At 62.7% G+C, this 20089-nt stretch carries 21 protein-coding genes and 1 tRNA gene; 14 read left to right on the plus strand and 8 right to left on the minus strand.

Features of this window, described 5'->3' with window-relative positions:
• The first annotated feature begins 28 nt into the window (after positions 1-28).
• Positions 29-814 (plus strand): twin-arginine translocase subunit TatC, encoded by a 786-nt coding sequence (gene tatC / locus QFZ94_RS32165; RefSeq protein WP_368584344.1) that lies wholly within the window; start codon positions 29-31, stop codon positions 812-814.
• A gap of 87 nt (positions 815-901) precedes the next feature.
• Here tatC and QFZ94_RS32170 read toward each other — a convergent pair whose 3' ends face one another.
• On the minus strand, positions 902-2122 hold the full coding sequence (locus QFZ94_RS32170) for a Do family serine endopeptidase (RefSeq protein WP_368584343.1): 1221 nt from the start codon (positions 2120-2122) through the stop codon (positions 902-904).
• A 19-nt stretch (positions 2123-2141) separates the two neighbouring features.
• Between QFZ94_RS32170 and QFZ94_RS32175 the strand changes: the two genes are divergently transcribed.
• From QFZ94_RS32175 to QFZ94_RS32205, 7 genes are all read left to right on the plus strand, one after another.
• Positions 2142-2888 (plus strand): Nif3-like dinuclear metal center hexameric protein, encoded by a 747-nt coding sequence (locus tag QFZ94_RS32175; protein WP_429461768.1) that lies wholly within the window; start codon positions 2142-2144, stop codon positions 2886-2888.
• 220 nt (positions 2889-3108) lie between these two features.
• Complete coding sequence (petA, locus tag QFZ94_RS32180; RefSeq protein WP_368584399.1) at positions 3109-3729, plus strand: ubiquinol-cytochrome c reductase iron-sulfur subunit; 621 nt, start codon at positions 3109-3111, stop codon at positions 3727-3729.
• Complete coding sequence (locus tag QFZ94_RS32185; RefSeq protein ID WP_368584341.1) at positions 3729-5108, plus strand: cytochrome b; 1380 nt, start codon at positions 3729-3731, stop codon at positions 5106-5108. The genes petA and QFZ94_RS32185 overlap by 1 nt, the downstream gene beginning before the upstream one ends.
• A 23-nt stretch (positions 5109-5131) precedes the next feature.
• Positions 5132-5887, plus strand: a complete 756-nt coding sequence (locus QFZ94_RS32190; protein WP_368584340.1) for a cytochrome c1 — start codon at positions 5132-5134, stop codon at positions 5885-5887.
• A gap of 95 nt (positions 5888-5982) precedes the next feature.
• Entirely contained in the window at positions 5983-6594 is a 612-nt protein-coding gene (locus tag QFZ94_RS32195; protein ID WP_006052302.1) for a glutathione S-transferase N-terminal domain-containing protein, read from the plus strand.
• Positions 6595-6660: 66 nt separating this feature from the next.
• Positions 6661-7158: a ClpXP protease specificity-enhancing factor gene (locus QFZ94_RS32200; RefSeq protein WP_410850241.1), complete on the plus strand. Its 498-nt coding sequence runs from the start codon at positions 6661-6663 to the stop codon at positions 7156-7158.
• Between the two features lie 19 nt (positions 7159-7177).
• A tRNA-Thr gene (locus QFZ94_RS32205) sits at positions 7178-7253 on the plus strand.
• A 10-nt stretch (positions 7254-7263) separates the two neighbouring features.
• On the opposite strand, the gene QFZ94_RS32210 is transcribed toward QFZ94_RS32205, so the two are convergent.
• Positions 7264-7488: an SDR family oxidoreductase gene (locus tag QFZ94_RS32210; protein WP_429461966.1), complete on the minus strand. Its 225-nt coding sequence runs from the start codon at positions 7486-7488 to the stop codon at positions 7264-7266.
• A gap of 701 nt (positions 7489-8189) precedes the next feature.
• Between QFZ94_RS32210 and QFZ94_RS32215 the strand changes: the two genes are divergently transcribed.
• The gene (locus QFZ94_RS32215) at positions 8190-9314 is read left to right on the plus strand and encodes a methyltransferase (protein WP_429461771.1); all 1125 of its coding nucleotides are present in this window, start codon (positions 8190-8192) and stop codon (positions 9312-9314) included.
• Positions 9315-9329: 15 nt separating this feature from the next.
• Here QFZ94_RS32215 and QFZ94_RS32220 read toward each other — a convergent pair whose 3' ends face one another.
• Positions 9330-10601, minus strand: a complete 1272-nt coding sequence (locus tag QFZ94_RS32220; RefSeq protein ID WP_429461773.1) for a TIGR03862 family flavoprotein — start codon at positions 10599-10601, stop codon at positions 9330-9332.
• A 337-nt stretch (positions 10602-10938) separates the two neighbouring features.
• On the opposite strand from QFZ94_RS32220, the gene QFZ94_RS32225 reads away from it, so the two are divergent.
• A complete protein-coding gene (locus QFZ94_RS32225) occupies positions 10939-11148 on the plus strand; it encodes a DUF1059 domain-containing protein (protein ID WP_176124292.1) in 210 nt (69 codons plus the stop codon).
• A gap of 140 nt (positions 11149-11288) precedes the next feature.
• On the opposite strand, the gene QFZ94_RS32230 is transcribed toward QFZ94_RS32225, so the two are convergent.
• A complete protein-coding gene (locus QFZ94_RS32230) occupies positions 11289-11609 on the minus strand; it encodes a hypothetical protein (protein ID WP_013090673.1) in 321 nt (106 codons plus the stop codon).
• A 388-nt stretch (positions 11610-11997) separates the two neighbouring features.
• Here QFZ94_RS32230 and QFZ94_RS32235 point away from each other — a divergent pair, with 388 nt between their 5' ends.
• On the plus strand, positions 11998-12840 hold the full coding sequence (locus QFZ94_RS32235) for a class I SAM-dependent methyltransferase (RefSeq protein WP_176124293.1): 843 nt from the start codon (positions 11998-12000) through the stop codon (positions 12838-12840).
• A 20-nt stretch (positions 12841-12860) separates the two neighbouring features.
• Here the strand turns inward: QFZ94_RS32235 and QFZ94_RS32240 are convergent, their stop codons facing one another.
• Entirely contained in the window at positions 12861-13415 is a 555-nt protein-coding gene (locus QFZ94_RS32240; protein WP_368584336.1) for a DUF1415 domain-containing protein, read from the minus strand.
• Between the two features lie 57 nt (positions 13416-13472).
• Complete coding sequence (locus QFZ94_RS32245; protein WP_429461775.1) at positions 13473-14120, minus strand: TetR/AcrR family transcriptional regulator; 648 nt, start codon at positions 14118-14120, stop codon at positions 13473-13475.
• A gap of 158 nt (positions 14121-14278) precedes the next feature.
• Here QFZ94_RS32245 and QFZ94_RS32250 point away from each other — a divergent pair, with 158 nt between their 5' ends.
• Together QFZ94_RS32250 and QFZ94_RS32255 are read left to right on the plus strand one after the other, a co-directional pair.
• Complete coding sequence (locus QFZ94_RS32250; RefSeq protein WP_410850246.1) at positions 14279-15562, plus strand: MFS transporter; 1284 nt, start codon at positions 14279-14281, stop codon at positions 15560-15562.
• Positions 15563-15753: 191 nt separating this feature from the next.
• A complete protein-coding gene (locus QFZ94_RS32255; RefSeq protein WP_184141689.1) occupies positions 15754-16347 on the plus strand; it encodes a nitroreductase family protein in 594 nt (197 codons plus the stop codon).
• A gap of 42 nt (positions 16348-16389) precedes the next feature.
• On the opposite strand, the gene QFZ94_RS32260 is transcribed toward QFZ94_RS32255, so the two are convergent.
• Complete coding sequence (locus tag QFZ94_RS32260) at positions 16390-17913, minus strand: MFS transporter (RefSeq protein WP_368584334.1); 1524 nt, start codon at positions 17911-17913, stop codon at positions 16390-16392.
• A 187-nt stretch (positions 17914-18100) separates the two neighbouring features.
• Between QFZ94_RS32260 and QFZ94_RS32265 the strand changes: the two genes are divergently transcribed.
• On the plus strand, positions 18101-19351 hold the full coding sequence (locus QFZ94_RS32265) for an Hsp70 family protein (RefSeq protein WP_429461778.1): 1251 nt from the start codon (positions 18101-18103) through the stop codon (positions 19349-19351).
• Positions 19352-19483: 132 nt separating this feature from the next.
• Here QFZ94_RS32265 and QFZ94_RS32270 read toward each other — a convergent pair whose 3' ends face one another.
• Positions 19484-19687: a cold-shock protein gene (locus QFZ94_RS32270; protein WP_429461781.1), complete on the minus strand. Its 204-nt coding sequence runs from the start codon at positions 19685-19687 to the stop codon at positions 19484-19486.
• Positions 19688-20089: the final 402 nt, after the last annotated feature.

The following is a 20089-nucleotide window of genomic DNA, read 5'->3' on the forward strand; positions in this document are numbered from 1 at the left end:
GATCGACAATCTCTAACCGAGGGCCGGTGTGAGCGACCCCCAGCAATCCCAGAACGAAGGCGCCGAAGAGACCTTCATTTCCCACCTCGTCGAACTGCGTGACCGCATCATCCGTGCGGGGCTCGCCGTCATCGTCGTGTTTATCGGGCTCGTGTACTGGGCACCGGATATCTTCAGATTGCTCGCGCGTCCGCTGATGATGAATCTGCCGAAGGACGGCAAGATGATCGTCACCGACGTCACCGGCTCGTTCTTCGTGCCGATGAAGGTGACGATGCTGGTCGCTTTCGTGATCGCGCTGCCGGTCGTGCTGTACCAGATCTGGGCGTTCGTCGCGCCGGGGCTCTATCAGCACGAGAAGAAGCTGGTCGCGCCGCTGGTGGCGAGCAGCTACACGCTGTTCCTGTGCGGCATGGCGTTCGCGTACTTCGTCGTGTTTCCGACCATCTTCCGCGTGATGGCGCACTACAACGCGCCGCTCGGCGCGGAAATGACAACCGATATCGACAATTACCTGAGCTTCGTGCTGACGATGTTCATCGCGTTCGGTGTCACGTTCGAGGTGCCGATCGTCGTCGTGCTGCTGGTGCGGATGAACGTGGTAACGCTGAAGAAGCTGAAGGAGATCCGGCCGTATGTGATCGTCGGCGCGTTCGTGGTGTCGGCCGTCGTAACGCCGCCCGACGTGTTTTCGCAGCTGATTCTCGCGGTTCCGCTGATTCTGCTGTACGAAGCCGGCATCGTCGCGGCGCGGTTGATCGTCGGCAAGCAGCCGGTGGTTGTCGAGGATGCGAGTCCGCCGCCGTCTAGTTGAGGTGCCGCGAGCCGGTGCCGGGCGTCAAATGAAAAGGGCAGTCCATCGGACTGCCCTTTTTCGTTGCGTTGAGTCGCGGCCTTGACCTCAACCGCCCTCGTCATCCGGCTGATCGCCGCCGTTTTCGTCTTCCGGCTGTTTCGGCGGCGGCGGGCGTTTGCCGATCATCACGTCGAGATCGATCTGATGGCCTTTGCGCACCAGATGGACTTTTGCCGCCGTGCCTGGCTTGATCTGCGCGATCACGTTCAACAGGCGCGTGGTATCGGTGATCACCTGGCCGTTCACGCTCGTCAGAATGTCGCCGGGCTTGATGCCCGCGCGGTCGGCCGGGCCGCTTTTCAGCACCCCGGCGACGATCGCGCCCGACTTCTGATCGAGCCCGAACGACTCCGCGATCTCCGGCGTCACGTCCTGCGGTTCGACACCGATCCAGCCGCGCGTGACCGTACCGGTCGTGATGATGCTCTCGAGCACGCTGCGCGCGGTCGACACTGGAATCGCGAAGCCGATGCCGAGCGAGCCGCCCGAGCGCGAGTAGATCGCGGTGTTGATACCGAGCAGATTGCCGTTCACGTCGACGAGCGCACCGCCCGAGTTGCCGGGGTTGATCGGCGCGTCGGTCTGGATGAAGTTTTCGAACGTATTGATGCCGAGGTGGTTGCGGCCCAGCGCGCTGACGATGCCCATCGTCACGGTCTGCCCGACGCCGAACGGATTACCGATCGCCAGCACGACGTCGCCGACGCGGATCTGGTCCATCCGGCCGAGCGTGATGGTGGGCAGATTGCTCATGTTGACCTTGAGCACGGCCAGATCAGTCTCCGGGTCGATGCCGATGACCTTCGCGCTGGCGGTGCGGCCGTCGGCGAGCGCGACTTCGATCTGATCGGCGCCGTCGACGACGTGCTGGTTCGTTAGAATGTAACCTTCCGAACTCACTATCACGCCTGAGCCGAGATTCGAGGCAGGCTGCTCCTGCTGCTTGCGATTGTTCCTGTCGCCGAAGAAGTAGCGGAACAGTGGATCTTTGGCGCGCGGGTCGGGCGGCAGCGAGCCATCCTTGCTGGAGAACACGTTGACGACCGCGGGCATCGCCTTTTGCGCCGCTTCGGCATAGGACGTTTCGGCATGCCCTTTGCTGATGCCCGGCGCCACTTCCCGCAGCGCCACGATCGGTTCGGCGAGTTGTCTGCCGAATTGTGCTTGACGCTGCAGCCACTGCGGTTTGAGGGTCGCAATGATGAACATCAGCGCCAACAGCACCGTCACCGCTTGGGCAAATAACAGCCAAAAGCGTCTAAGCATCTGAAGACAAGAGGTCTATATGGATCGGATTGAACTTGAATTGTACTTGAACAATCTCCTTGAAACCGCGCGCTTCAAGGACTATTGCCCGAACGGACTGCAGGTCGAAGGCCGCCGCCGGATCAACAAACTCGCGACCGGCGTGACCGCGTCGGTGGCCTTCCTCGAGGCCGCGCTCGACTGGGGCGCGGACGCCGTGCTGGTCCATCACGGCTACTTCTGGCGCAACGAGGCGCCGCAGATCACCGGCCGCAAGCATGCTCGACTGAAGCTGCTGCTCGCCAACGACCTGAACCTGTTCGCCTATCACCTGCCGCTCGACGATCACCCCGAGTTCGGCAACAACGCGCAGATCGGCGAGAAGATGGGCTGGATCAGCGACGCACGTTTCGGCGACAACGATCTCGGCTGGCTCGCCACGTTGCCGATGCCGATTTCGCTGTCGCATCTGAGCGCGGAAATCGAGCAGACGCTGGGCCGCACGCCGCTCGTGTTCGGCGATCCCGATATGCAGCTGCGCCGCGTCGGCTGGTGCACGGGCGCCGCGCAAGGGATGTTCGACGCGGCGATCAACGCGGGCGTCGACGCCTACGTGACTGGCGAAGTATCGGAGTCGGTGATGCATACGGCGGCGGAAAGCGGCGTCGCGTTTCTCGCGGCCGGCCACCACGCGACCGAACGCTTCGGCGTGCAGGCGGTGGGCAAGCATCTGTCCGAATCGTTCGATATCGAACACCTGTTTATTGACATTCCGAATCCCGTTTGAATTGCGAATTGCATTAACGAAGAAAAAGGCGCGAATACCGTAGAAGGCGCTTAAAAGGAGGTGGAAAAAAGTTTGCGATCGGTACGGACAAACCCTGAGTTATCAAGGGCTTCGCACGGTTTTTGGCAATCGGCCCTTGTAAATGGCGACTCCATTCGAGCAAACTAGCGGCGGTAGAAGCGACGTGAAGGAAAAATCCAACTCAGAAGTGGGGCGTGTGATGCGAGACAAAGAAGAGGAACGCGTCGATGGCAGCCGCCGTAACTGGCTGGTAGCGACGACCGTAGCAGGCGGCATAGGAGGTGTTGCCGTTGTCGTACCCTTTGTTAGTTCGTTTGCACCATCCGAAAAGGCCAAGGCCGCAGGGGCCCCGGTCGAAGTCGATATCAGTGGTCTGAAGCCCGGCGACATGATGACGGTCGCCTGGCGTGGCAAGCCGGTGTGGATCATCAACCGCACCGACCGCATGCTCGCCGATGTTCAAAAAGCCGATAGCCAGGTAGCGGACCCCCACACGGAGAATCCCTTCTCGATGCCGCTGCCGGACTACTGCAACAACGAATTCCGTTCACGCGCCGAGAACAAGCATCTGCTGGTTGCCGTCGCCGTTTGCACGCATCTGGGCTGCACGCCGACGCCGCGCTTCCAGGAAGGCCCGCAGGCCAATCTGCCCGACGACTGGCCCGGCGGCTTTCTGTGCCCGTGCCACGGCTCGACCTACGACATGGCCGGCCGCGTCTTCAAGAACAAACCCGCCCCGCAGAACCTCGACATCCCACGCTTCATGTTCACGTCGGCGACGGCCCTTGTGATCGGGAAGGACGAAAAAGGAGAAGCGTAATGGCGAGCGAACACGAAGTAGAGACGACCGGGCTGGCTGGTTGGATCGACCAGCGCTTCCCGATGACTGCCACGTGGAAGAAGCACGTTTCCGAGTACTACGCGCCGAAGAACTTCAACTTCTGGTACTTCTTCGGTTCGCTTGCATTGCTGGTGCTGGTCAACCAGATCGTCACCGGCATCTGGCTGACGATGAACTACAAGCCCGATGCGACGCTTGCGTTCGCGTCGGTCGAGTACATCATGCGCGAGGTGCCGTGGGGCTGGCTGATCCGCTACATGCACTCGACGGGTGCGTCGATGTTCTTCGTCGTCGTGTATCTGCACATGTTTCGCGGGCTTTTGTATGGCTCCTACCGCAAGCCGCGCGAGCTGGTGTGGATTTTCGGCTGCCTGATCTTCCTGTGTCTGATGGCCGAGGCGTTCTTCGGCTACCTGCTGCCGTGGGGCCAGATGTCGTTCTGGGGCGCGCAGGTGATCGTGAATCTGTTCTCGGCGATTCCGTTCATCGGTCCTGATCTGTCGCTGTGGATTCGCGGCGACTACGTCGTCTCCGACGTCACGCTCAACCGCTTCTTCGCGTTCCACGTGATCGCGATTCCGCTGGTGCTGGTCGGCCTCGTGATCGCGCACCTCGTCGCGCTGCACGAAGTCGGCTCGAACAACCCGGATGGCATCGAGATCAAGGCGAAGAAGGGGCCGGATGGCGTGCCGCTCGACGGTATTCCGTTCCACCCGTACTACTCGGTGCACGACTTCATGGGTGTGGCGATCTTCCTGCTGATCTTCGCGGCGATCATCTTCTTCGGGCCGGAAATGGGCGGGTACTTCCTTGAAGCGAACAACTTCGTTCCCGCGAATCCGCTGCAGACGCCGCCGGAAATTGCGCCAGTCTGGTACTTCACCGCTTTTTATGCGATGCTGCGCGCCACCACCGATCCATTCAAGATCGTGCTGATGATCGTCATCGCGCTACTCGGGTTGCTCGCGCTGGTGCGCGCACGCGGCAAGTGGAAGATCGGGTTGCCGGTTCTCGCGGTGCTGGTGATCGTTGCGATGGTGTTCACCGAATCGAAGTTCTGGGGCGTCGTAGTGATGGGCAGCGCGGTGATTTCGCTCTTCTTCCTGCCGTGGCTGGACCGCTCGCCGGTCAGGTCGATTCGCTACCGGCCGTTCTTCCACAAGGTTTTCTTCGGGATCTTCGTGATCGCGTTCCTTACGCTCGGCTTCCTCGGCACGCGGCCGCCATCGCCCGCCGCGACGCTGATCGCGCAGATCTGCGCGCTGGTCTACTTCGCTTTTTTCCTCGGCATGCCCTTCTGGACGCGGCTTGGCAAGTTCAAGCAGCCACCGGAACGGGTGCGGTTCAAGCCTCACTAATCGCGAGCCAGGAGAACACGAAGATGAAAAAACTGCTTTCGATGTGCGCGCTGGTCGGCGCGACCGTGCTTGCGCTGCTGGCCGCTCCGGTCCACGCGGACGAGAATTTCCCGCTCAATCGCGCGCCGGACAACACGAACAATTTCGCTTCTTTGCAGCGCGGCGCGCAATTGTTTGTAAACTACTGCCTGAATTGCCACAGCGCGAACCTGATGCGCTACAACCGCCTGACCGATCTCGGCATTACGCCGAACGAAGTCCAGGCGAATCTGCTGTTCACCACCGACAAGGTCGGCAACACGATGACCGTGGCGATGCGCCCGGACGACGCGAAAGCGTGGTTCGGGGCGACGCCGCCGGATTTGTCGGTGGAGGCGCGGGCGCGGGGCACGGACTGGCTGTACACGTATCTGCGCAGTTTTTACCGCGACGATACGCGGCCGACCGGCTGGAACAATCTGGTGTACGAGAACGTGAGCATGCCTCACGTGCTGTGGCAGCTTCAGGGGCAGCGAGCGGCAAAATTCGGTGATGAAACCGACGAAAAAACCGGCGAAAAGGTACACAAATTCCTCGGTTTCCAGCAACTCACTCCGGGGACGATGTCGCCGGTAGATTATGATTCTGCTGTGGCCGACCTCGTGTCGTACCTGTCATGGATGTCCGAACCGACGCAGCAAACCCGCAAGCAACTTGGCGTGTGGGTGCTGTTGTTCCTCGGTATCCTGAGCTTTTTCGCCTGGCGACTGAACGCCGCGTACTGGAAACATATCAAATAATCACGCCGCTATACGGCGTGGGGCCGGCGCCAGGAAAGACCTGCTGAACGGTTTTTCCGTGCGCTGGCCCTTCAGCTTTTTGAGGAAACGTAAACATGATGGTTCTGTATTCCGGCACTACTTGCCCGTTCTCCCAGCGTTGCCGGCTGGTGTTGTTCGAAAAGGGCATGGACTTCGAGATCCGCGACGTCGACCTGTTCAACAAGCCGGAAGACATCGCCGTGATGAATCCGTATGGTCAGGTGCCGATTCTCGTCGAACGGGACCTGATTCTGTACGAATCGAACATCATCAACGAGTACATCGACGAGCGTTTCCCGCACCCGCAGCTGATGCCGGCCGATCCGGTGCAGCGCGCGCGGGCACGCCTGTTCCTGCTCAACTTCGAGAAAGAGCTGTTCGTCCACGTCGGCACGCTCGAAAACGAGAAGGGCAAAGCAGCGGAGAAGAATCACGAGAAGGCGCGCCTCGCGATCCGCGATCGCCTGACGCAGCTCGCGCCGATCTTCCTGAAAAACAAGTACATGCTCGGCGAAGAGTTCTCGATGCTCGACGTCGCGATCGCACCGCTGCTGTGGCGCCTCGACCACTACGGTATCGAGCTGTCGAAGAACGCCGCACCGCTGATGAAGTACGCCGAGCGCATTTTTAGCCGCCCGGCTTATATCGAAGCGCTGACGCCGTCGGAAAAGGTGATGCGTCGTTGAGTTTGGCTTTGGTGCGCGGGCGCCGCATCGCTTCGATGCGCACCCGCGTCCGCAAGAGGACTGTTGATGCAAGAGATTTCCACGAAGCCTTATCTGCTGCGCGCGCTTTATGAGTGGTGCACGGATAACGGCTACACACCGCACATCGCGGTCCGCGTCGACAATCAGACGCGCGTGCCGCGTCAGTTCGTGCGAGACAACGAGATCGTGTTGAACATCAGCTTCGAGGCGACCAGCCAGCTGCAGATGGGCAACGAGTGGATCGAGTTTAACGCGCGCTTCTCCGGCAAGTCGCACAAGATCGAAGTGCCGGTCGCCAATATTCTCGCGATCTACGCGCGCGAGAACGGCCAGGGTATGGCGTTCCCGGTGGAATCGGCGGGCGGCGAGGCTCAGGATTCCGGCGCGGATGCCGCGGACGAAGCCGACACGCCGGCGGCGCCGCGCGCCGTCGAAACCGCGCCGGCCGACCCGGCCGCGGCCAGCGACGCCGACGACAAACCGCAACCCGACGATGATGGATCGAAAGGTGGCGGAAGGGCTCGCCTTAAGATCGTGAAATGAAGTAGAATCACGGCCTCATGCCGGCTTAGCTCATCAGGTAGAGCGCTTGACTTGTAATCATGAGGTGGCGGGTTCGAGTCCTGCAGCCGGCACCAGATTGCTTTATCAGCAGTAACTGGAAATCCTTGAAAACCCCGTCGAAGCACACGCTTCGGCGGGGTTTTTCTTTTTCGGCGGTCGAGTCGGCAAGCCAGACGACTTGACCTCGCCGCCGTCCATGCACAGCGTCGATCCGGTCATCCAGCGTGCTGCTGGCGATATGACGAAAGCCATCAGCTCCGCAATTTCCTCCGCTGTGCCATAGCGCGAGATGCCAGCAACGGCAGACAGAGATCGAGATCGACACCGAGCGCTTTCACGCCCGCCTGCTCGGGCTAGGACGTCGTTTCGTCGAGATTCGGTCGATTGCGCGCCGCCGGCACGTTCGAATCAAAATCGCCCGACCCGCGTGCGCGACAGTTGTTTTCACCTGCCGAGGGCGGTTTTTTCGTCTTTCGCCCATGCCGGAAAGACGTGAATGCGGCGTGAGGTGAGCCGCCGGATGGCTCAAAAATCCCGATAATCTCTTTCACCTTGTCGATAGTAGACTTTTTAGTCTTCGATCGGCGCGCCAAAATGCAGCGTGGCCTAAGGTGCGACGTCTGATGGCTCAAAAATCACGATATCTCCTTCACCTTGTCGATCCTGGACGTTTTAGTATCCATTTGCCGAACTTCGCTCCTATCACAGCCAAAGGTGAGCAACAGAATGGCAGCAAATTCACGATATCTCTTTCACCTTGTCGATTATGGACTATGTAGTCTGAATCTGGCCGCGAAATGCCACCCCGCGCGCTAAGGTGCGCCGCCGAACGGCTCAAAAATCACAATAACTCTTTCACCTTGTCCATTGTGGACTTGGTTGTCCAAATTCAGCGCGTCTAAACTTACCTGATCTTCGTCCCCAATCCATGCCGCGCCGTGAAGCCGCACGGCGGCGGTCCGCTGCCGCGGTTAACTTCGCCGGCGACGTCACATCGACTCCATTGCACCATGACCAGCCCCGCAACTCTCACCTGGCCTGAAGCCGACGGCTCGCGCACCGCACGCTGGCGCTCCGAAGCGGCCGTGCCGCCGCCGAAGCGCGTCGTCGTCGCCGACGACCGCACCACTGCCGACTCGGCCTACCGCCTCGCCTGCGAAGGCACCGCGCTGTTGTGGCACGGCGACTTCCAGAACGCGCGCCAACTGTTGCAGGCGGTCGCGCGTCGGCTCGAACGCAAGCCGCGCAAGCAAGGCGCGACACCGCTCGACGCGTTCAACCTGCATCGGCAGGCGCAGTCGCAGCGCGCGCGCACGCTCGGCATGATCCTGATTCCGCTCGATGCGGACTACGGCATTTCCCTGCGCCGCGCGCCCGACGTGCGGCAGGCCTGCATCGAAGCGTACGGACCGGCGACCGGCGAGGCGTCGGTCGTGTCGTTGCGCGAGTTGCTCGGTTTGATCGGCGCGCATGAATGGCGCAAGAAGGGTGTCGAGATCGCGGCGCTCGGCGAGCGCATTCATCCGCATTACGGCGTGTTCTCACCGGTGCGCGGCGAGTACGTCGATCTGGTCGCGCGCACGGCGCTACCGTCGCTGGACCTCGCATTCGATATCGGCACCGGCACCGGCGTGCTGGCCGCGCTGCTGGCTAAACGCGGCGTGCGCAAGATCGTCGCGACGGACCAGGATGCGCGCGCGCTGGCGTGTGCGCGTGAAAATCTCGTCCGTCTTGGGTACGCCGGGCAGGTCGAGATCGTACAGGCCGATCTGTTTCCGGACGGCCGGGCACCGCTCGTCGTCTGCAATCCGCCGTGGGTGCCGGCGCGGCCCGCGTCGCCGCTCGAATACGCGGTCTATGATCCGGACAGCCGGATGCTGCTCGGCTTCCTGAACGGGCTCGCCGATCATCTGACGCCGGGCGGCGAGGGCTGGCTGATCATTTCGGATTTCGCCGAGCACCTCGGGTTGCGCACGCGCGAATGGCTGTTGGCGGCGATCGAGCAGGCGGGGCTCAGTGTAGTGGGACGCGAGGACATTCGTCCACGGCATCCGAAGGCCAGCGATCAGAACGATCCGCTGTATGTTGCGCGAGCCGCCGAGATCACGTCGTTGTGGCGGCTCAAGGTGCGGTGACGGCGAGTGCGCGCGTCACGCCGATGCGCGGCGCGCGTCCAGATACGCGCATGCGCCCCGGCCGGCCACCAGCCCGCTAGCAAAACAGGCCGTCAGCAGAAAACCGCCGGTCGGTGCTTCCCAGTCGAGCATTTCGCCCGCGCAGAATGCGCCGGGCATCCGGTCGATCATCAGATGCGCGTCCAGCGCCTCGAAGGGGATGCCACCCGCCGTGCTGATCGCTTCGTCGATCGGTCGCGCGCGCAGCAGTCGCACCGGCAGCGCCTTGATCTCCTGGGCGAGGCCGCGCGCATCGGCGAATGCTTCTTTCGACAGAATCTCGTGCAACAGCGCCAGCTTGACGCCGCCGATGCCGATCCGCCCATGCAGATGACTCGCGATCGAGCGTGAGCCGCGCGGCCGCGTCACTTCCTCGATGACTCGCTCGAGCGGCAGGCCCGGCAGGAGATCCAGCGAGATGGTGACCTCACCGTCGGCCAGAATCCGCTCGCGGATCGGCGCCGACAGCGCGTAAATCAGGCTCCCTTCGAGGCCGGTTTCGGTCAGAAGTATTTCACCTTGTCGATTGTGGACTTTTCCGTCTACATCGGTGAAGGAGATCGCGATCGTCTTGATCGGCTGACCGGCGAAACGCTCGCGCAGATACGGGCTCCAGTCCGCGTCGAAGCCGCAGTTCGCGGGGCGCAGTGGCGTCACCGGCACTTCGCGCGACGTCATCAGCGGCACCCACGCGGCGTCGGAGCCGAGCCGCGGCCAACTCCCGCCGCCGAGCGCGAACACGACCGCGCCGTAGCGCACCGTCTGTTCACCGTCGGGCGTGGCGAAGCGCAGCGCGTGCGCGGCGTTGTCTTCCGACACTGACGCCCAGCCGTTCCACTTGTGACGCATGTGGAACTGCACGCCCGCTTCGCGCAGCCGATGCAGCCACGCGCGCAGCATCGGTGCGGCCTTCATGTCGGACGGAAACACGCGCCCCGAACTGCCAACGAACGTCTCAACGCCCAACTCGCGCAACCAGGCGCGCAGCGCGTCCGGACCGAATGCGTCGAGCAGCGGCGCGATGCGCGCGCGGCGCGCGCCATAGCGGTCGAGAAACGGCTCGAGCGCTTCCGAATGCGTGATGTTCATGCCGCCTTTGCCCGCCATCAGGAACTTGCGGCCGACCGACGGCATCGCGTCATATACGTGGACTTGCACGCCGCGCCGGGCAAGCGTCTCGGCGGCCATCAGGCCGGCGGGGCCGCCGCCGATTACGGCGACGCGGGCGGAATCGAGCGAGGAGGGCATGCGGTTCGGCGAATCTGCGGGGGAAAAGGCGGTGCGCCGCCAGCGACCGAACGGACGGGCGGCGCGAAGGGCGTTATTGTCACACCGCGCGCGGCGCGCGGCAAACGCCGTCGAACGCAGTCGAACTTCGTTCACCGCTTGGCTCGCGCCGCACGCGACCTATACTTTTCACACATCTTCCATCGGACGTCGTTCGCGTCGTTCCCTCGCGTCAATTCCCATCACATCACTTGCGACGCAGCCACTGCGGCGCGCTTCACTGCCGCGCGCCGGCAGCCGACGCCCATCGCCTGTCGAATCGATGGAAGAGTCGATCGTCTGGTTCAAGGAGATTGTCATGACCCGCAAATACATCGACTGCCGCGAATTTCCGAGCGAAATGAACTGCACCGTCGCGATGTCCGCCGACAGCGACAGCGAGCTGCTCGAAGCCGCGGTCCAGCATGCCGTCAGCGTTCACAAGCACGCGGATTCGCCGGAACTGCGCGCGCAGCTGAAGACGCTATTTCATGAGGGAACGCCGCCGGCCGAGGCGCCGCGCGCTTGAGATACCCGTGCAAGGGGAGTGTGGAAGCCCGCGTCGCGAGCGGCATCTAGCCGCCGCGCGCGATCGTGTAGCAGCAGTGTTGTGGTGAACGCGATACGCGAAACGCGATACCAAGCCATCCTAACCGAGATGCCGACGCGCTAGCCCGGATACGCCTCATCGACCTTCAGTCCGGCGAGCTTGAAGATCACCCGCAACGTCTGCGGCTTGATGTCGCGTCGCGACGCGAGCGTCGTCATCACGAAGTCGAGCACCTTGGCGTACTTGAGCATCGTCAGGCAAGTTTCGAGGTCGACGTTGCCGTCGCGCATGACCTCGGCGAGCCGCAGCATTTCCGTGGAGATGTCGCGAGCCATCTCCAGTTCGAGTTGCTGTTTCTCCGACCATGCCGGCGCGGTGGTCAGCTTCGCCAGCATTTCCTGAAACTTCTGTTCGACATTTCCGTTGGGTACCGTATCCATTGCCGCCTCTTCTGTGATCATCCGAGCGCGCGACCGGTTGCGAAGCCGGCCGCTGCTGGTTACGTAACGTTCGGCCCGCGTTGCGGGACCGCTCTCCCCACATGCATCCGCTTCGCGTGTCCGGTCGCACGGCCGGACAGCCTCCTGTTTTCGGCGACACGGCCTGCGCCCGCGGGCTCAGCCGGCGCGCAAGCTGTTTTCAGCCATTATCGAGACACTTCCGCGCGGCGCCTGTCGAGCAGGAAGTGTTCCCAGCAGAGCACCGATGTCGCGTCGTCCGCGCGGCGTGCTCGCTGGGAATGTCGCAGTTTGGGTAAACTGGCAGTAACTTTTCTCTTTTTCCGTCATCTGTCGCACGTTCGCGCTGCGATTGATGGCGACCCACACGATGTCCGGCAAAACCCACGAAATCCGTCCCAACCAGTCCGTCGAACTGCTCAAAGAGCTCCACATCCTCACGCGCGACGGCAAGATGAATCAGGACAGCCGTCGCAAGCTGAAGCAGGTCTACCACCTGTTCCAGTTCATCGAGCCGCTGCTCAAGGACCTGAAGGACCAGCAGGGCTCGCTGACGCTCGTCGATCACGGCGCGGGCAAGTCATACCTCGGTTTTATCCTCTACGACCTGTTTTTCAAGGAGTTTCAGGACGCCGCTGGTGGGGCTTCGCACATTTATGGCATCGAAACGCGCGAAGAGCTGGTGACGAAGTCCGAAGAGCTGGCGGCGCGGCTCGGCTTCAAGGGGATGTCGTTTCTGAATCTGTCGGTGGCCGAGTCGATCACGTCGACGCGGCTGCCCGCCGAAATCGACATCGTGACCGCGCTGCACGCGTGCAATACCGCCACCGACGACGCGATCCGTTTCGCGCTCGAAAAGCACGCGAAGTACATCGTCGTCGTGCCGTGCTGCCAGGCCGAGGTGGCCGGCGTGCTGCGGCAGAACAAGGGCAAGGCGCTGAAGAACGCGCTCACGGAAATCTGGCGGCATCCGCTGCACACGCGCGAATTCGGCAGTCAGATCACGAACGTGCTGCGCTGTCTGCAACTCGAGGCGCATGGCTATCAGGTCAGCGTGACCGAGCTGGTCGGCTGGGAACACTCGATGAAAAACGAGCTGATCATCGCGCAGTACAAGGATCTGCCACGGCGCCGGCCGGCTGAGCGGCTCGGCGAAGTGCTGGACACGCTCGGGCTCGATGCGCTGAAGGAGCGGTTTTTCGTGCCGGCCTGAGGCGCAGCCTGGCGCTTCACCTAGCGCTTCATCAACGCATCCCAGCCGGCGAGGCCAATGCGCCGCAGCGTTTCCTGATTGCGCTCATAAATCTCTTCGGCGTCGGGAAAGGCCTGTACCGCCCGCTCGATGCTGTCTTCACGCAGCAGATGCAGGATCGGATAGGGCGCCCGGTTCGTGTAGTTTTCGATGTCGTCGGGCTCGCTGCCTTCGAACTGGTAGCGCGGATGGAAGCTCGCGATCTGAATCACGCCTTCGAGCCGCAGTTGCTGGATCAGGCGGTCGGCGAAGAACAGGCAGTCGTTGAAGTCGAGAAAGTCGCCGAACGCGCGAGGCAGGATCAGCAGCGTCGTGTCGATGGCGGCGGGGTCGGCGGCGACGAGCGTCTGCAGTTCAGCTTCCAGGTCGGAGAGTACCGCTTCGAGCGTGTCCGCTTCGCTCACCGCATAGCGAATCTGCTCCTTCACATGCACGGCCTTCGCGAACGGGCACAGGTTCAAGCCGATCACGGCTTCCGTCAGCCAGTGACGGGTCGTGGCAATAACGGCATCGTGGGATTCGGCGGGCAACGGCATGGCGGACGGATGCGACGAGGAAACGCGCAATTCTAAAGGACCCACTGACGGACTGACTCAGCGAGCCTGCCTGTCCCCGCAAGCGGCCGCAATCAACTGCGCGGCGACTTTCGGCGCGGCGAGGATCGGCCCGCAGCCCGGCCCGTAAGTCTGGCTCGCCGCGTACACGCCCTCGATCAGCAGACCGAGCCCATCGGCAAGCGCTTGCGGATCGTCGGCGCCGGCCGCCGTCGACAGTTCGACGAGGCGCGCCATCAAGCGCTGCTTGTTGCGGAATACGAACTGCCGCGCCGGATGCGCGGTATCCGAAAACTCCACCGACACGTTCACGAACGGGCAGCCGCGGTAATGATCGACCGAGGCGCGCACTGCGAGGTCGTCGAAGTACTGCTGAAGCTGCTTCGCCGGCTCGCCCGGATGCTTCGCGAAACTCTTCTCGACGTAGCCGAAGAACTGCTCGTCCTTCTGTTCTAGATACGCTATTACCAGCTCGTCCTTCGACGAAAACTGCCGGTACAGGCTCATTTTGTTCACACCCGCGCGCTCGACCACCGCATCGACGCCTACCGTGCGCACGCCCTCGCGATAGAACAACTCGCTAGCCGCGCGCAGCAGATGCTGTTGCGCCTGCGGCCCGGCGGTCTGTGCGCCGCGCGCGCGCCGTGAGCGAGTAGTGGCGGGCTTGAGAGTTTCGCTGTCGGACATGGCAAGTCACCCGATTGAATTGACGCCTTGACATGTTACCGACCAGTAACTAACATCGCAACACTATTGTGACTGATCTGTCACAAATCATTTACCGAAGTCGTAACAGTAACAATACGAACGATGCCGCCACCCCGGCCGCGTCGATTGGAGAACCGATGAACTGGGCTGCGCGACTGATAGGCGGACGTTTCCACTATGGCTGGTTGACCGTCGCCGTGGTGTTTCTCGTGTTGCTCGCGGCGGCGGGTACGCGCGCGACGCCGAGCGTGATGATGGTGCCGCTCGAGCACCAGTTCGGCTGGAGCCGCGCGACGATTTCGCTCGCGATCTCGGTGAACATCGCGCTGTACGGGTTGATGGGGCCGTTCGCGGCCGCCGCGATGCAGCGCTTCGGTGTACGTCCGACGCTACTGGCGGCGCTCGGTACGATGGCCGCGGGCGTCGCGCTGTCGTCGCTGATGGCGCATCCGTGGCAGATGGTGTTGATCTGGGGTGTGATGGTCGGCGGATCGACCGGAGTCGCGGCGCTGTCGCTGTCGGCGACCGTCGTGACGCGCTGGTTCACGACGCGCCGCGGTCTCGTGATGGGTATCCTGACCGCCAGCTCGGCGACCGGCCAGCTGGTGTTCCTGCCGCTGCTCGCGGCCATCGCCGAGCATTACGGCTGGCGCCAGGTCGTCTGGGTCGTCGCGCTCGCGGCGGGCATCGTGATTCCGCTCGTCGCGTTCCTGCTGCCCGAGCATCCGGCCGACATGCAGTTGCGCCCATACGGCGAACCGCACGACGCGCCGATTACCACGACCGTCACCAGGCAGAATCCGCTCGCGATCGCGTTCGGCACGCTCGCGTCGGCGAGCAAAACGCGCGATTTCTGGCTGCTGTTCTTCAGCTTCTTCATTTGCGGCGCGAGCACCAATGGCTACGTCGGCACCCATCTGATCGCGATGTGCGGCGACTACGGGATGACCGAAGTGCAGGGCGCGTCGCTGCTCGCGGCGATGGGCGTGTTCGACCTGTTCGGCACGACGCTGTCGGGCTGGCTGTCGGATCGCTTCAATAGCCGCGTGCTGCTGTTCTGGTACTACGGGCTGCGCGGCCTGTCGCTGATGTATCTGCCGCACGCGTTCGGCATCGACTTTTTCGGGTTGCCGCTGTTCGCGGTGTTCTACGGTCTCGACTGGATCGCCACGGTGCCGCCGACCGTGCGTCTCGCCACCGACGTCTACGGCAAGGAATCGGCGCCGATCGTGTTCGGCTGGGTGGTCGCCGGCCACCAGCTCGGCGCGGCGTTCGCGGCGCTCGGCGCGGGCATGCTGCGCGCGAGCCTCGGCACTTATACGGTCGCGTCGATGATTTCCGGCGGCTTGTGCCTGATCGCCGCGGTGATCGTGCTGCGCATCAACCGCCCGGCCAAAGTGCCGGCACCGCAGGCAATCTGAATCGCCTTCGCGAACCGCGCAGATTCACCGTTAGCAAAGCAACGGCGCACGGCCCATAACGGGCCGTGCGCGCTTTTTCATCCAGCGCGCATAGCCCCCCGCCGCAAGTTGGAGCGCGCACCGAAAGCCCGTTATGCTATGTGGCCTCGGGCAACCGCCCGACCATCATGAATTTCTACCGAGAGAAGCGCATGGCCAAGAAACCCGCCTCAACCGAAGTTGCCATTCACGAGCTGATTGCAGGCCGTTGGAGCCCGCGCGCGTATTCGAGCGAGCCGGTCAGCCGCGATCAATTGCGCGCCGTGCTCGAAGCGGCGCGCTGGGCGCCGTCCTCGTATAACGCGCAGCCCTGGCGTTTTGTCGTATTCGATCGCAGCGTCGATGAAGTCGCGTTCAAGAAGGCTTTCGCCACGCTCGTGCCGTTCAACCAGGGCTGGAATGCGCCCGCGCCGGTGCTGATCGCGGTCACCGCGCACACCCTGACCAACAAGGGCGACGTCAATCGCTGCGCGCTCTATGACGCGGGCGCGGCGGCGATGTCGCTGGTGCTGCAGGCGCACGCGCTCGGCCTCGCCGCGCACCAGATGAGCGGCTTCGACGTGAACGCGTTCCGCACCACCTTCGAATTGCCGAAAGACGTCGAGCCGATCGCGATGATCTCGCTTGGCCATTACGGCGACGTCGACAAACTGGACCCCGTCCTGCGCGAACGCGAGAAGGCGCCGCGTCAGCGCGTGGCGCTCGCGGAAATCGCGTACGGCGGCGGCTGGAAGAAGGCGTTTTGAGCAACGGATTCGCGGCGCTTGCCGCGTGACTTCGCCAGGCAGTCAGGTACGCGCGGCACGGTCCGCGCGTTTTTCATCGGCGCTGTGTGCGCCGAGCTCTTCATCCGTCACGCTCGACAGCGGTGCCGCCACATGCTCGAGCGGCTTGCGCTCAGCGTCGACACCCCAGATCGCTGCGACGAGCGCCGCCGCGAGCATCAAGCCCGAGCCGACCAGATAGCCCGAAAACACTTCGCTGCGCTGATGCGTGTCGATCAGCCGACCGAAAAACGCCGGCCCGATGATGCCGCCCAGCGCGGTGCCGAACGCATAGAAAACCGCGATCGCGAGCGCGCGGATTTCGAGCGGAAACGATTCGCTGACGGTCAGATACGCGGAACTCGCGGCCGCTGACGCGAAGAAGAAAATCACCATCCAGGCGACCGTCTGCGTGACGACGGTGAGCAGTTGCTGCTCGAACAGATAGCCCGACAGCGTCAGCAGGATCGCCGACATCGCGTACGTCGCGGCGATCATCTTGCGTCGGCCGATCACATCGAATAGCCGCCCGAGCACGAGCGGCCCCAGGAAATTACCGAGCGCGAAAGGCAGCAGATACCAGCCGATGTCGCCGCCCGGCACGTGATAGAAGTCGGTGAGGACGAGCGCGTAGGTGAAAAAGATCGCGTTGTAGAAGAATGCCTGTGCGGTCATCAACGTGAGACCGACCAGCGAGCGGCGCCGGTGCACGTTGAACAGCGTATGGAACACCTCGCGTAACGGTGTATGGTCGCGCGCACGCAGACGTAGCCGCGTGAGGGCGTCGTCGGCGAGCGTGTGGCCGTCCTCGCGAAAACGCGTTTCGATGCCCTCGACGATCGTCCGTGCGTCACGCTCGTCACCATGCGTGAGCAGCCAGCGTGGGCTTTCGGGTATCCAGATGCGCATCGGCAGAATCCCGAGCGCGAGCACCGCGCCGATGAAAAAACACGCGCGCCAGCCCCAGTCGGAAGGCAGCAGATGCGGGTCGAGCAGTACCAGCGAGCCCGCGGCGCCGAGCCCCGCGCCAACCCAGAACGTGCCGTTGATGCCGAGGTCGGTCCAGCCGCGCACGCGTGCCGGCGTGAATTCCTGGATCGTCGAGTTGATCGCCGTGTATTCGCCGCCGATACCCGCGCCGGTCAGGAAGCGGAACAGCATGAAGCTCATCAGATTCCACGACAGCGCGGTCGCCGCGGTCGCGGCCAGATAAAGCGTCAGCGTGATGAAAAACAGCTTGCGGCGGCCAAGCCGGTCGGTCAGCCAGCCGAAACCGAGTGCGCCGAGCACCGCGCCGGCAATGTACGCGCTGCCCGCAAGGCCGACGTCGGCATTCGAAAAGCGCAGCGCCGGGCTGGTTTTCAGCGCGCTCGCGACCGCGCCCGCCAGCGTCACTTCGAGCCCGTCGAGCAGCCACGTCACGCCGAGCGCGACTACGATCAGGGTGTGAAAGCGGCCCCACGGCAGGCGGTCTAGCCGCGACGGTAGGTCGGTTTCGATCAGCATGGCGTGGTGGGCATCGACGGCGGCGGTGGGCGGCACGCTCATACGCGAAGTCTCCTCGATGGCGAAATGCGGCGGCGTATCCGGTCCGATCCAGCAAGATCTGTTCCGCGCCACGATTTCGGACGATCTTGCCGCGGTTCCGTCAGCTTCAGTTGATGCTGCCGGAGTTTTCGTGATACAAAGCCGCTCCCCTTTCTGTGCGCGCCAGCCGTGAGCGGCCATTCCTGCCATGAACTATTGCGCGATTGACTTCGGTACTTCCAATTCGGCCGTTGCGATTCCGAGCGGCCCGCAGCTGAAGCTGGCGCCGGTCGAAGGCGCGTACACGACGCTGCCCACGGCGGTCTTCTTCAATACCGACGAAAACACCACCGAATTCGGGCGCGCGGCGCTTGCCGCCTACATCGACGGTTTCGACGGCCGGTTGATGCGCTCGATGAAAAGCATTCTCGGCTCGCCGCTCGCCGAAAATACGACCGATCTCGGCGATGGCACTGCGATCAAGTACACCGACGTGATCGCGACCTTCCTGACCCATCTGAAGCGCGCGGCCGAGGCGAGCGCCGGCGGCGCGATCGAGCGGGCCGTGCTGGGCCGCCCGGTGTTCTTCGTCGACGACGACCCGCGCGCCGACCAGATGGCGCAGCAACAGCTCGAAGCCGCTGCGCGCACGGTCGGCTTGCGCGATATCCACTTTCAGTATGAACCGATCGCCGCTGCGTTCGACTATGAATCGCATCTGAGCGCCGAAGGACTCGTGCTTGTGGCGGACATCGGCGGTGGTACGTCGGACTTTTCGCTCGTGCGAGTGGGGCCGGAACGGATGAAGCGCGTCGAACGCAAGGACGACGTGCTCGCGCATCACGGTGTGCACGTCGCGGGTACGGACTTCGACCGGCGCGTCGAACTCGTGACGATCCTGCGCGAACTCGGTTATCAATCGCTAGATCCGCAAGGGCGCGAAATCCCGAATCGGATTTATTTCGATCTCGCGACCTGGCACCTGATCAACACCGTCTACACGCCGAAGCGCGTCAGCGAACTCGCATTGATGCGGCACCTTTTCACCGAAACGAAGCACCACGACCGGCTGATGCGCGTGGTCGAGCAGCGTTTTGGGCACGCGCTCGCGGCGCACGCGGAAGAGGCGAAGATCGGCGTGGCGGCGGGCGGCGAGACCGTGATCGATCTCGAGCAAGTGGAAGAGGATCTGCGCCTCGCCTTCGACGAAGCGCAACTCGTCAAAGCCGGAGAGGACGAAACGCGACGCATCGTGCAGGCCGCGCGCGATACGGTGCAGGCGGCGGGTGTCGCACCGCGCGACGTCGACGCGATTTATTTCACCGGCGGTTCGACCGGCCTCGCGTTTCTGTCGGGCGCGCTGGCGGCGGCGTTCCCGGACGCGAAAGCGGTGTTCGGCGATCGTCTCGCGAGCGTGGCGACTGGCCTCGGTATTCATGCCCGGCGCATGTTCGGATAATCGCGAATAATCGGAAAATAATCCGCCGCGAATTGCGAATACGGCAATTTAATCATTGATTTCGATTTGCCGCCGATAAAGAAAAAACCCCGCCGAGGCGGGGTTTTTTGCGTCCAGAAGGAAGCTAGAAGCTTACAACGGCTTGATGTTAGCTGCTTGCTTGCCCTTCGGGCCCGTCTTCACTTCAAACGTGACCTTTTGGTTTTCTTGCAGCGTCTTGAAGCCGTCGACGCGAATTTCCGAGAAATGCGCGAACAGATCTTCACCGCCGCCGTCCGGAGTGATGAAGCCAAAGCCCTTAGCGTCGTTGAACCACTTGACGGTACCGGTTTCCATATTACTTTTTCCTAAAAATGGTGAATAAGGCCGAAGCCCGGGGTGCATGAAAATCAAGGAAGGGGGTAATGGGACCAACCGGAGTACCGTTGATGGGCGAACTACGAAAGAACCACTTCACTCGCCACTTGAAATCCTGCTGGAACGTTATACGGCGAATTCGGACGAAGGTCAACAGTCTGCACGAAACTTATCGGACTGGCGCGATGGTTTCTTACAAAATTTACATATCTGGACGATCTTTTGCCAGGGAGAACCCTTAGTCGGTTTCCCTGCAGCAACGCGGTGCAACCGTTAAACTACGCGCCGCGCGTCGGTTGCACCTATTCCGCATCTGGACGCGCTTTCATGCGCGTCACCACGTCCTCACCGCCACGAGCGATGTCACGCGGTGCCGACATG

The organism is Paraburkholderia sp. JPY465 (genome assembly GCF_050436725.1).
Lineage (GTDB): Bacteria > Pseudomonadota > Gammaproteobacteria > Burkholderiales > Burkholderiaceae > Paraburkholderia > Paraburkholderia youngii.